Origin of the sequence: Paenibacillus rigui (assembly GCF_002234615.1) — a bacterium.
GTDB lineage: Bacteria > Bacillota > Bacilli > Paenibacillales > NBRC-103111 > Paenibacillus_S > Paenibacillus_S rigui.
Genome location: NZ_NMQW01000024.1, coordinates 46,790 through 59,129, shown reverse-complemented (window position 1 = coordinate 59,129; position 12,340 = coordinate 46,790). Strand labels below are relative to the sequence as shown.

Annotated in this window: 11 protein-coding genes; 10 read left to right on the top strand and 1 reads right to left on the bottom strand. The window is 55.9% G+C overall.

The features are described 5' to 3' along the window. Positions 1–6 precede the first annotated feature (6 nt). The 6 genes from CF651_RS17595 (at position 7) to CF651_RS17570 (ending at position 6,986) form a co-directional block, all read left to right on the top strand. The gene (locus CF651_RS17595) at positions 7–522 is read left to right on the top strand and encodes a GNAT family N-acetyltransferase (RefSeq protein ID WP_179232859.1); all 516 of its coding nucleotides are present in this window, start codon (positions 7–9) and stop codon (positions 520–522) included. Positions 523–558: 36 nt separating this feature from the next. Next, complete coding sequence (locus tag CF651_RS17590) at positions 559–3,606, top strand: cyclic nucleotide-binding domain-containing protein (RefSeq protein ID WP_094016182.1); 3,048 nt, start codon at positions 559–561, stop codon at positions 3,604–3,606. A 72-nt stretch (positions 3,607–3,678) separates the two neighbouring features. After that, positions 3,679–4,143, top strand: coding sequence for an ATP-binding protein (locus CF651_RS17585; RefSeq protein ID WP_179232858.1), 465 nt, complete (start codon positions 3,679–3,681; stop codon positions 4,141–4,143). Beyond that, complete coding sequence (locus tag CF651_RS17580) at positions 4,118–4,465, top strand: STAS domain-containing protein (protein WP_179232857.1); 348 nt, start codon at positions 4,118–4,120, stop codon at positions 4,463–4,465. Before CF651_RS17585 ends, CF651_RS17580 begins: the two co-directional genes overlap by 26 nt. A 46-nt stretch (positions 4,466–4,511) precedes the next feature. Beyond that, on the top strand, positions 4,512–6,029 hold the full coding sequence (locus CF651_RS17575; RefSeq protein WP_179232856.1) for a PP2C family protein-serine/threonine phosphatase: 1,518 nt from the start codon (positions 4,512–4,514) through the stop codon (positions 6,027–6,029). A 102-nt stretch (positions 6,030–6,131) separates the two neighbouring features. Continuing rightward, positions 6,132–6,986, top strand: coding sequence for an eCIS core domain-containing protein (locus CF651_RS17570; RefSeq protein ID WP_094016178.1), 855 nt, complete (start codon positions 6,132–6,134; stop codon positions 6,984–6,986). Positions 6,987–7,191: 205 nt separating this feature from the next. Here CF651_RS17570 and CF651_RS17565 read toward each other — a convergent pair whose 3' ends face one another. After that, positions 7,192–8,232: a YeiH family protein gene (locus CF651_RS17565; RefSeq protein ID WP_245856013.1), complete on the bottom strand. Its 1,041-nt coding sequence runs from the start codon at positions 8,230–8,232 to the stop codon at positions 7,192–7,194. A gap of 368 nt (positions 8,233–8,600) precedes the next feature. On the opposite strand from CF651_RS17565, the gene CF651_RS17560 reads away from it, so the two are divergent. Genes CF651_RS17560 through ppaX form a run of 4 tightly spaced genes read left to right on the top strand, consistent with a single transcriptional unit; the run spans position 8,601 to position 12,291 of the window. Further along, positions 8,601–9,521 carry a LysR family transcriptional regulator gene (locus tag CF651_RS17560; RefSeq protein ID WP_094016176.1) on the top strand — a complete coding sequence of 307 codons (921 nt, stop codon included), beginning with the start codon at positions 8,601–8,603 and terminating at the stop codon, positions 9,519–9,521. Between the two features lie 60 nt (positions 9,522–9,581). After that, entirely contained in the window at positions 9,582–10,523 is a 942-nt protein-coding gene (gene hprK, locus CF651_RS17555; RefSeq protein ID WP_094016175.1) for an HPr(Ser) kinase/phosphatase, read from the top strand. Between the two features lie 33 nt (positions 10,524–10,556). Then, complete coding sequence (gene lgt, locus CF651_RS17550; protein ID WP_094016174.1) at positions 10,557–11,603, top strand: prolipoprotein diacylglyceryl transferase; 1,047 nt, start codon at positions 10,557–10,559, stop codon at positions 11,601–11,603. A gap of 43 nt (positions 11,604–11,646) precedes the next feature. Continuing rightward, positions 11,647–12,291 carry a pyrophosphatase PpaX gene (ppaX, locus tag CF651_RS17545; RefSeq protein WP_094016173.1) on the top strand — a complete coding sequence of 215 codons (645 nt, stop codon included), beginning with the start codon at positions 11,647–11,649 and terminating at the stop codon, positions 12,289–12,291. Positions 12,292–12,340 lie beyond the last annotated feature (49 nt).

Sequence of the window (12,340 nt, the reverse complement as noted above, 5' to 3'; positions counted from 1 at the left end):
ATGCACATGAGTGTAAGCAACGCAGAACATGGCCTGCAGGTGAAGCTGCTGACGACGGAGGCGGATGCCTTGCGGGTATCCGAGTTCTTTTTATCAGAGCTCTCTTTTGACGACACGAACCATACGCCGGGAGAGCGGGAGCATTTTCAGAAGGCGCCAAGGGACAGCTTGGTTCAACGGAACCATTTCCATTGGTTTGTAGAGAACGAGGAAGGCGATATCATTGCTGCGACCAGCTGCCGGGAGAACGAGCATCAGACCGGAGGCTACCTATGGGATTATTTGGCTGTGCACCGGGCGTATCGCAAGCTGGGTATTGCCGCACGGCTCTATGAGACGCTCGAGCAGCATGTGGCCCAAGCGGGAGCCCGGTTTATTCTGACGTATACCTGCAGCCTGCCGGAGTACGGGCCGATTCAAAACATGTTCAGGCAGCGCGGCTTCGAGCTGATCGGCACGTATCCTGATTATTATTATGACGGGGAAAACCGGCTGGCTTATTGTAAAAAGCTCAACAACTGACGGAAGATCCAGACTAAACAGATAGGACATGATTTCATGCAGGCTGCAATAGATCGTTTTCTCGGTATTCGGGGGGAAGACAAGCGAAAGCTGTGGAGCATGATGCCGATTTTCTTCTGCGGCGGTGTGGCGGAGTCTTTGAACTATACGGCATTTATGGCGCTGTTCAATCTCAGGTTCGGCGTTGCCTTTTTGCCGTATGTCTACTTGGCGGAGGCTGCCGTGATGCCCGTGGAAGGCTGGCTGCTGGCGAAACTGACCGGAACAATGTCCAAGTCGAAAATGATGCGCACCTTGTATTTGATTATGACGTCGATTCTGCTGCTGAACGGGATGATTCTATTGACGTTCAAGGTGGCGGGCTTCGATTTTCGCTATTATTACCCGATCTTATTTCTATCGTCGAATTTTGTTGTACGTCAGCTGACGCTGCTGTTATGGAGCGTGGCGTTCGATTTATGCCCTACCCAGCAGGCCAAGCGCCTGATGCCGCTGTTTGTGGCGTCGACTACGACTGGAGGCATCGTGGCGGGGCTGCTTGCCCATTGGATTGGCGGGCTGCTCGGGACCGAGATGGTCTACGCTCTGGCACCGCTGCTGCTGCTGGCAGGCTTCTGGAGCTTCCGCAAATCGATTGCGAGCTACCTGGCTCCTTTGTCGCTCAAGGAAGGGAAGCTGCAGCCGAATGTGCCTGAGGCACCGGAGGCAGAGCGGTCCGGCGGGGATTATTGGAAGGAAACGCTGCGGAGGCCGTTTTTGCTGTCCGCCATCGCGCTGATGACACTGATGCCGGCGCTGTACTTTGTTATGGAGTACCAATATTTTACGGCGGCAGAGGCGCATTTCCCGGGTGAGCGGGAGCTGACCTCCTTTTACGGGATCATGACCGCGCTTCAATTTACGTTTTGCCTGCTGCTGCAGGCCGTGTCGAATAGGCTGATGAATTGGCTTGGCGCCAGCAATATGCTGCTGTCGATTTCGGTCATTTTCTTCGGCGGGTTTCTGCTGACGGCAGGGCTTTTGAGCAGCCCGTACGGCTTATATGCGGTCTCCGGCTCGTATGCGCTGTTTTATATCTTTCTATATTTTATTGCGGAGCCTTGCTACCAGCTGTTTTTCAAAATGATGCCTTTGTCCGAGCGGGACGGCTTCCGGTATTTCGCTCAAGGCATCGCTGCCTCCGGCGGGATACTGATTGGCTCTCTGCTGTCGCTGCTGCATTCCTCGCGTCTGCTGGGGCTTACGCCTCTTGCCTGGATTGGCGTAGCCTTGGCCCTGCTGTTGATCGCAGCGGCTTGGTATGGAAGGCATCTTTATATCCGTGAGCTCGTAATAAGCGTACAATCGCTGTACAACGACGTGTCGGACAGTGCGGCGTCCTTTTTCGGAAGCCTGCGCAGCTCCAAAGCATTAACAGTCATGTTAGGTTATTTGCGGCATCCGAACGATTATGTTCGGGAGGTCGCCCTGCAGCTGATCGGCAAAGCGAATGACTCTTCCTTCCTGCCGCACTTGATCTCGCTGCTCCCGGAAGGCAGCCCGAGAATCCGGGTCTGTGCGCTGCGGGCCATGAATTTGCAGGGCGCCTCGATCCAGGACCTGGTGGAAATCGCCTCGTATCTGGACGATGAAGATTATGAGGTTCGCGCGGCATGCGTGAAGCTGATCGCCAAGGCGTCGCATATGAAGGGCCAGGCGCACTTTTTCCTGCGCATCAAGCTGTTGGATAGCCACCCGCTCGTCGTCTCCGAGGGTGTGAAGGCACTGTACGCGCTGAAGAGCGAGGAGAGCTATCCGGCATGCCAAGAGGCCATTGTGAAAATGCTGGACACCGGCGGCGAATGGGCCGTCTACGGCAGCAGAACCGTGGCGGAGCTCAAGCTGAATGAATATGCGCCTTGGCTCATGAGCCTGCTGGAGGAACCGCGGCCAGCCGTGAAGGAGGCTGCCGTTTACGGCTTAGGCAAGCTGCAGCATCTGGAAGCGGTGGGCGTGCTGCTGGCGATGTATCCGATGGCGGACAAGGAGCTGCGAAGGGCCATACTGGAAGCCTTCGTCGATATGGGGGAGGCTGCCGTACCTCTGCTGATAGAGGGGACGGCGCATCTGAATCCTTTTACCTGGAACGTATGTGTGACTGCCTTGACCCGTATTTGGGAGGAGAGCCGGGTACAGTCCGAGCTTGCCGAGCTATGTACCCAGCGGCTCCTTGCCTCGACGATGGAAGGTACGCTGCCCGTCGCTTTGACGGAGCTGAGCTACAAGGATCTGGCCGAGCTCGCAGCCAAACGCTGTATGGAAATACACGAGGCTTTATGCGACGGGGCCTGGGCGGTGCTGGGAAGACTGACGGATGAACGGGTGGTGGCTTCGCTTCGCGAAACGGTACAGGACGATCATGCGGAAATTCGGGAGAACGGCTTGGAGATTCTGGCGGAGGGGTTCGGTGACCGCAGACTGGCCGGTGCATTGATGGAGCTGTATAGGCAGGATCGCATGAGCGAGAGGACGCTGGAGACCGATCCGCAGACCGTTCTTCGTGAGGCGGTGAATTGGCCGGATGAATGGCTTGCCAGAATCGCTGAATATGCAAGGAGCGATGGAGAGGAGAGCGGGATGAAGGAAGAACGCAAATTTTTATCGATGATGGATAAAGTGATGTTTTTGAAGCAGGCACCGCTCTTCTCGAGCTTATCCGTCGATGAGCTGGGACTTCTCGCAGGCATCGCTCAGGAAGAAGTACATCCGGATCAAGCGTATTTGCTGCGCAGAGGTGAACCGAGTGTCAGTCTGTATTTGATCGTGGACGGCAACATCGAGCTGAGCAATGAGACAGAGGAGGGCGGCGGCGGTACGATCGGCGTGCTGGGTTCCCATGATTCCTTGGGTGAAACGTCGGCATTCGACGGCTCGCCTTCCTCTGTGACGGCCCAGGCCATCTTCGACGAGGTGAGGGTGCTGGCCCTGCAGGGAGAGCAGCTGTCCCGGCTGATGAGACTGTACCCGGAGATTGGCATTGGCCTTCTTCATGCCGCGAGTGCGCGGGTTCGGCTGCTAGAGAATATGCTTTTGAAAATGGGTTAGTCTGCAGCGGCCGGAGCAGGCTCCGTCTTAGCTGCAGACATGAAATTGCCGAAGTTCAAAGGAGGCCGGCGTATGCTCGTATCCCGGGTAGATCTGAGAAACAATTTGCAGGAGCTGAATCGGTTGAATGCTTTTTTGACCGGGCTGACCGATCAAATGGCGATCGATGAGAAGATGCTGTTTCAATTGAACTTGATATGCGACGAATTGATTACGAACACGATTTTATACGGGTATGCGCCCGGAGAAGAAGGGTGTCATGTAATTGAGCTTCAAGTGTCCGTCTACCCCGACCGCCTTGAAATCGGAGTGACGGATGGCGGTGTCCCTTTTAATCCGCTGGACAAAGAGGCACCGGAGCTTGATTTGCCGCTGGACGAGAGACCCGTAGGGGGACTTGGGATACATTTTGTCCGTCAAGTCATGGATGAGCTTCGTTACGAGCGGATTGATGATAAAAATGTGCTTCGGCTCGTCAAGAGACGGGTGCCGATGGAACAGGAGGACCAGGATGAACATTTCGGAAACTATCCATGAGGGTGGAGACATCACGATCGTTACCATTGAGGGCAGGCTGGATGCCAATACTTCCTCCGTGCTGGAGTCACGCTTTGTGGAGCTGACAGAGCAGGGAAGGCGCAAATTCGTATTTGAGCTGCAGGGCTTGGAATATGTAAGCAGCGCCGGGCTCCGGAGTCTGCTGCTGGCAGCCAAGAAAACAAAGACGCTGCAAGGCAAGCTCGCGCTGGCCGGCATGAATGAAAATGTACGCGAAGTGTTTGATATGTCCGGTTTCAGCGCGATTTTCTCCATTTACGGCACGGAAGCGGAAGCTTTGGCAGCAGTACAGGGGGCCTAGAAGTTACAGGAAGGCGAAAGGCAAATCCATTTGGGAAGTGAAAGGTATGGAACTGCTCCCGGGCACAGGATATGGGATCGTGGGCCTTCTGCTGGTGCTGGCGTTAGCGGCAGGATGGTGGCACAGCCATCAAAAAAGGCGTGAGGCCGATTATGAGCTCAGCCGGACGCTGCAGCTGTTCGAAGTAAGCGTGGAGATGAATTCTACGATCCACAAGCAGGATTTGCTGCACAAAATTATGGAGACGAGCGCAAGGGTGATGAACGCCGAGGCGTCCTCTGTGATTTTGGTCGATACGGAACGGAGTGAGCTTTATTTCGAGGTAGCCATCGGGGATAAAGGCGACGAGGTGCAGGAAATTCGCCTGAAGCTGGGCGAAGGCATCGCGGGCTGGGTGGCGGAAACCGGCAAGTCGGTCAAAATCGACGACGCCTCCCAGGACCCCCGGTGGTCGTCCAAGGTGGCCAAAACCGTCGATTATACGACGAGGAATTTGCTTTGTGTGCCCATATTCAGCAAGGGCGCCGTCATCGGCGTCCTGCAAGTTTTGAACAAGCGCGACGGAGCGCGGTTTACGGACAAGGATCTGCGGCTGCTGGAATCCATCGCTTCGCCGACAGCCGTCTCCTTGGAGAATGCGATGCTGTACGAGGCGCTGCAACGATCGATTCAAGCGCTCAAAACAACGGTAGAGGCCAAGGAGCGAATGGAAAGCGAGCTGCGGATCGCGCAGCAAATTCAGCTTGGGCTGCTGCCCTCGGGGTCGCCGGTACGCAACTTTGAAACCGAAGTCGTCATGGACGATGCGGGGATTGGGACCTCCGCTACGTCCGCATTACCCTCGGAACAGACAGGCGGGGAGAAGCGGCTGGTTGATGTTCATTCGATCATCCGCCCGGCTCGGGAAGTCGGCGGCGATTTCTTTGATTATTTCTGGGTCAGCGACAAGGAGCTGTTTTTCACATTAGGGGACGTGTCCGATAAAGGCATTCCTGCAGCGCTGTTTATGACCGTTACCATGACCCTAATCCGAGGCAAGATGAAAGCGGGCATGACGCCGGGAGAGCTGCTGGATGAAGTCAACCGTGAGCTGTATAAGGACGACTCCACGATGTTCGCAACGATTTTTTGCGGTGTGTTGAATGTCGTGACAGGCGAGCTTCAATTCAGCGATGGCGGCCACTGTACGCCTTATTGCGTGAGAACCGCAGGGGAGCTGGAGCCTGTGCGGGGGGCCAAGGGGCTCCCGCTTGGCGTCATGGATGAGATGGCATATACAGATAATCTGCTGCAGCTGCACCCCGGGGACCTCCTCGTTCTGTACACGGACGGCATTACGGAAGCGGAGGATCCCGGGAGCAGCCAATATGGCTCCAGCCGACTGCAGCAGCAGCTGTCGACATGGGCCGACAGTCCGGAGGGAGAACGTTTGCGTCAGCTTGTTACGGATGTGGACCGTTTTGCAGCGGGAGCTCCGCAGTCAGACGATATTGCCGTGTTATCTATTGGCATTCGATTGGATTTATTACCCAAAACGGATCAAGATAATGATATAATAGAATAAATGAGAGTGACATGAGGAACGGACCTCACATGCAATCAACGAAGTAAGTCATGTTACTTATTCGACAAGCCATATCAGGACAAACAAACAGGGGGGATCCGTATGCCGATGTATCAAGCACCTCAACGTAAATTGCAGGATATGACGACACGTCAGCAGCCTTTATCCGGACAAACGGCGCCTGCGCCTTCGCTTGCGGCAGAAAGCGATCCCATGCAGCTGCAGCGTACATTTGGCAACCATGCGGTCGGCAGCATGCTGTCACAGGGCGGCATCGGAGTGCCAGGCTTTCAATCCATGCGGGTTCAAGCCAAAATGACGGTCAGGCCGGCAGGGGACAGCTTCGAGCAGGAAGCCGATCAAATGGCCAAGTCGGTTGTGGAGCGGCTTTCCGCTCCTGCGCCTACAGTCGAGGGAATCCAACGTGAAGCGGAAACGGCGGAGCTGGAGGAAGAAGAGCTGCAGCTGAAGCCTGCAGCGGAGGGAATCCAGCGCGAGGCGGAGTCTGCAGCGGAGGGAATCCAGCGCGAGGCGGAGTCTGCAGAACTGGAGGAAGAGGAGCTGCAGCTGAAGCCTGCAGTCGAGGGAATCCAGCGTGAGGCGGAGTCTGCAGAACTGGAGGAAGAAGAGCTGCAGCTGAAGGGATCGGGCAGCGGATTTGATGCAGCGCCCGCTATTGAGCAGGAAATCCAGATGATGAAGGGAAGCGGGAGCAAATTGGATGGGGTGACCCAACAAAAAATGGAGGGGGCCTTCCAGGCCGATTTCAGCTCTGTGAATATACATACGGATGGCAGGGCTGATCAAGTGAGCCAGGCGATCGGCGCCAGAGCGTTTACGACGGGCAGCGATATTTTTTTCAGGCAGGGCGAGTATAATCCCGAAAGCCGGGACGGTCAGGAGCTTCTCGGTCATGAGCTGACTCATGTCATCCAGCAAGGCAGCGGGAGAGTGTAGGTACACCGAGGCAGCGAAGCTTCCCCAGAAGACCGTCAGCGGTCAAATGAACATAAAAGGGATGTCCCCGGTTGAAAGGATTCAACCGCGAGACATCCTTTTTTTTGACCATATAAGCATTTCCACGTTTCCGGTGAATCGGAAAACAAAATTCGAGCCTTAGCTTAGCTATGTGTCCCGCCTCTAATGTAGGAAGAGACCTTATTTACGATGCAGGGAGGACCAGCCAGCGCACCAGCACATAACCGAAAACCGCCAGCAGCAGGGAAGCCAGCCCGGCCGAGGTGATCGACCGCAGACCTTCACGGCGGAACAAAGCTAGAGGGGTTTGCAGACCGAGCCCGGCCATGGCCATAGCCAGGAAGACATAAGCCAAATCGATGAGCCGCAGCGTTACCGGTTCCGGCAGCAGCTGCAGCGTGTGCACCCCGCTCATCAGCAGAAAGCCGAATAAGAACCAGGGCACGGGCGGACGCTCTTTAGCAGCTGTACGGCTCCGGTACGGGCCAGCGCTTGCGCTGTCGTTCCGCCCCGGCTTGTGCATACAGGAATCCTGGGCGGCATCGGCGTTATCCGCTAGCTGCGGCTTCCATAAGCCGAGCAGCAGCGAGACGGGGATGAGCAGTGCGACACGGGTCAGCTTCATGATGACCGCTGTGTCTACAGCCGCCGCCCCGCCGGGTGCGGCGGCGGCTACCACATGGGCCACCTCGTGGAGGGTGGCCCCGGCGAACATGCCGTACGCCGCTGTACCAAGTCCTAGGACTTGGTACAGCAAGGTGTACAGCAGCGTGAACAGCGTGCCGAGCAGCGCGACGGTCGCTGTGCTCACGGCGATGTCCGCCTGCTTCGCCTTCAGCTGCGGAGCCAGCGCAGCGACGGCGGCAGCCCCGCAGATGGCGGTGCCGCAGGCGGTAAGCAGCGCAAGGCGCGGCTCCACCCCGAACAGCCGCCCCAGGCGGTAGGCTGTCCATAGAGCCATGGCGAGGCAGCTGACTGCTATCGCCACATTGACGACGCCTGCATGGACGATGTCCAGCAGGTTCAGTCTCAGCCCGAGCAGGATGATGCCGAGACGCAGCACGCGCTTGCTTGCGAAGGCGATGCCGGGGGCTAACGCTGCCGGGAGCGGCAACGAGGAACGCCACAGCATGCCGAGCAGCAGGGCGGGGACGAGCGTCCCCATGACGGCCAATGCCGGGAGGGACGCCAGCCAGTTGCCGGCAGCGGCCAGCAGCAAGGTCATAAGAAGCCCCGGCAGGAACCTGGACCCGGGGCCGGACCGGGGTATGGAACCCTGGGATTTACCGAAGCGCAGGCGCTGGCGGAAAGCCGATGTGAAGCTTTTATGTTTCAGATGTGTTTTGGCTGGGTGGGGAATCATGGGAATCACTCCTGTGAGTCAGGTTGTGTCATGGACGGATAACGTCCTGCATGCGGTTCATTCCTGTGTCAGGTACGGGACGTGTCCTTCGTACGCATTTGTTATGCGTCCAATTTCATAGATATGGGTATCGGTTGGCATAACTATAAAGGATTGCCTCAGGAAACGGAAATACGAATACGGAATGGTCATGATAACAAAATCAAATGATTGGACGGAGGCAATGCGGGATGAGTATCGAAAACCTGAAGGTATTCGTGACGGTAGCCGAGCAGCAGCACTTTTCCAGGGCGGCGGAAGTCCTGCATTTGTCGCAGCCTGGCGTCAGCTCCCATATCCGCAATCTTGAGAACGAATTCGGCGCGAAGCTGCTGCACCGTTCCCCGAAGCAGGTGAAGCTGACGGAAGCGGGAACCGTGCTTTACAAGCAGGCCAAGCAAATACTCGCCTACTATGAGGAAGCGCGACAGCGCATTCAACAGCTGCAGCAGCAGGTTACGGGTACACTGCACGTCGGGGCCAGCTTTACGATCGGGGAGTATGTACTGCCCCGTCTGCTCGCCGAATATGTAGACCTGTACCCGATGGTCGATGTACAGGTACAAATCGGCAATACCGAGGAGATCGTACGCGGGGTGAGGTCGCATCAGCTGGATATCGGGCTGGTCGAAGGCCAGATTCCCTTCGCGGATATGGCAACGGAACCGTTTATGCAAGACGAAATGGTGGTTGTATCGCCAGTCGGGCACACCCTGACGCAGGCAGCCCGCAAACGCTCCAGACCTTCGATAGCTGCGGAAGCTTTGCACGATCAAGTGTGGATTGTCAGGGAAGCAGGCTCGGGAACAAGGGATTACAGCGACCGGCTGCTTCAGAAGCTGGGCTTGCGCGTGAAACGGATGTTTGTCTTCGGCAGCAGTCAAGGGGTGAAAGAGGCCGTTATGGCCGGGCTCGGCATCGCCGTGCTGTCCCGTTGGGTGGTTCGCAAGGAGCTGGCGGCCGGGGAGCTGGCGGAGCTTCGATTGGAGGGCCGACATGAGGCGCGAACCTTTTCCATTGTCAGGAGCCGGGAGGCGGTGGAATCGATGGCGGCAGCCATGTTTTTGCATAAAGTGAAGGAAACCGGGTCGGCAGACCCAACGGTTGGTTGATTTATCCTTGTATTTTTTATACGATGGGGTTATTGGGAAAACAAAGGAGACGGAAAGACGATGTCCAAAAAAGTAAAAGTGTCTGACTTGGTAGCAGAATTTCATTTGGAAGTCATTTGCGGCGAAGGCGGCCTGAAGCGGCTGATTACGGTTGCCGACTTGTATCGTCCCGGCTTGGAAATGGCAGGCTATTACGAATTTCACCCTTCAGAGCGGGTACAAATTTTGGGAAAAACAGAGCTGACCTTTTTCGAGGGACTGTCGTCTGCGGAACGAATGGATCGGATGGTCCGTCTGTGCTCTCCTGCGGATACGCCCTGCATTCTGATCAGCCGTGGTTTGGACGTTCCTATTGAGCTGCTGTCTGCGGCGAATGATACGAATATTCCGGTGCTGCGTACCCCAACCTCGACAACCATACTAGCAAGCCGGATTACCGGATTTCTGGAAAATAAATTGGCTCCGTCCACGACGATCCATGGTGTCCTGGTTGATGTGTACGGGATCGGGATGCTGATCTCGGGCAGCAGCGGTATCGGGAAAAGCGAGACGGCGCTGGAGCTTGTCAAACGCGGACATCGTCTTATTGCCGATGATGCGGTTGAAATTCGCCAGACGGCCGACCATGTGTTGAACGGCAATGCGCCGGAGCTGATCCGTCATTTGCTGGAAATCCGCGGCGTGGGCATTATCAACGTCATGACGCTGTTCGGTGCGGGTGCGGTGCGGAACATCAAAAAGATTTCCGTCGTCGTCAAGCTGGAAACCTGGCAGCAGGATAAGCAGTACGACCGCCTCGGGCTGGATGAAGAGACGACACGCATTATCGATACGGACATTCCACTGGTTACGATTCCTGTCCGTCCGGGCCGGAACTTGGCCGTTATTATCGAGGTAGCTGCGATGAACTACCGCTTGAAGCGGATGGGGTATAATGCAGCGTTGCAGTTTACGAACAAGCTGACCGAATCCTTGTCTGAAGATATGGATGATACGGAATAATCCGGCACGTCAATAAGTTTGAGGGGGAAACGTATGTTACTCGCAATCAATCCAATCGCTTTTGGGCTCGGCCCGCTGCAGGTGCACTGGTACGGCATTATTTTGGGGACCGCTGCACTGGTGGGACTGGTTCTTGCGATTCAGGAGGGCAAGCGGTTCGGGATGAATCCGGATTTTTTCATGGATCTGGTCCTGATCGGAGTTCCGTCCGCAATTGTCGGCGCCCGCATCTATTATGTGGCCTTTAAGTGGGAAGATTACCGAGATAATTTATCGGAAATTTATAAAGTATGGCACGGCGGCATTGCCATTTACGGAGCGCTGATCGGCGCCATCATTGCAGCGGTTATTTATGTTCGGAGGAAAGGCTACTCGTTCTGGCGCATTGCCGATTTTTGCGCGCCGGGCCTGATCGTAGGACAAGCCATCGGACGCTGGGGCAATTTTATGAACCAGGAGGCGCACGGGGGACCGGCTAGCGAGGCATTCCTGCGCAGCACGCTGCATTTGCCTGATTTTATCGTCAACCAAATGTACATAGAAGGTCAATATTATCATCCGACCTTTTTATACGAATCGTTGTGGAACCTTGCAGGGCTGCTTCTGTTGTTCTGGCTGCGCCGCAGACCGTTTCTGCGTGCCGGCGAATTGTTCATGAGCTATTTCATCTGGTACTCGATTGGACGTTTCTTTATCGAAGCCCTGAGAACGGACAGCTTGGACTTTACCGGTCCGGCTTGGCTGGCCAGCCTGATGCACGCGCTTTGGGCGCCGATGACGTGGCTAGGGTTCGAGCAAGGCTTTATGACCTACGGGGGCAACGTGCGGATTTCCCAGCTGCTGGCTGTGCTGATTGTACTGTTCGCATTTGTGTTTATGGCCTACCGGAGAAAAACGGGAGCGGCCTCCACCCGTTATTCGGACCCGGTAGAGCGCATCGGCGGTGGCGGAGCGCAGGAGCAGGAAAAGGCCGAAGCAGTACGGTCTGACCGCGATGCGGTACACATTCCATCCGCAGGCTCAGTATCCGAGGAGAAGGACCCGGCAGAACCGATCGGAAAGCCGGGCGAGCAGGGGTAAGCCACGGACTTATAGAGAAGAAGTACAAAGGAGCAGGAGCAGCATGATACAAACCGTACTGTTTGATTTGGATGGAACAATTATTGATACGAACGAGCTGATCATTCAGTCCTTTTTGCACACGTTCGAAGGGGTTACCCCGGAACCGGTGACGCGTGAGCACATCATTCCGAATATGGGGCGCCCCTTGGTGGAGCAAATGCAATATTTTACGGGCAGAACCGAGGTCGAGGACCTGGTGCAAAAGTACCGGGCCTTCAATGTAGGCAAGCATGATGACCTGGTGACGGAGTTCCCGCGGGTGAAAGAAACGGTTGCCCAGCTGCATGCGGCAGGCATCAAGCTCGGCATCGTCACAAGCAAGGTAAGGCTGACTTCGCTTATGGGATTGAAGCTTTGCGGCTTGTCCGATTATTTTCAGACCATCGTATCGGTAGATGACGTGCAAAAGGCGAAGCCTGATCCGGAAGGCATCCGCAAAGCCATGAAGGAGCTTGGCTCCAGTCCGGAAACGACTTTAATGGTAGGCGACAGCCACTATGATATTGACGCGGCGCACAATGCAGGTGTCCAATCGGCCGGGGTGGCCTGGTCCATGAAAGGCATCGAATACCTGAAAAGCTACAATCCCACTTATATCATCGATGATATTACGGAGCTGCTGCCGATCGTAGGCGTGAAGGGCTAATAGCTTACTGGAAAATAGCGCCGGATAGGGACATAGAAGAACAGAGGGG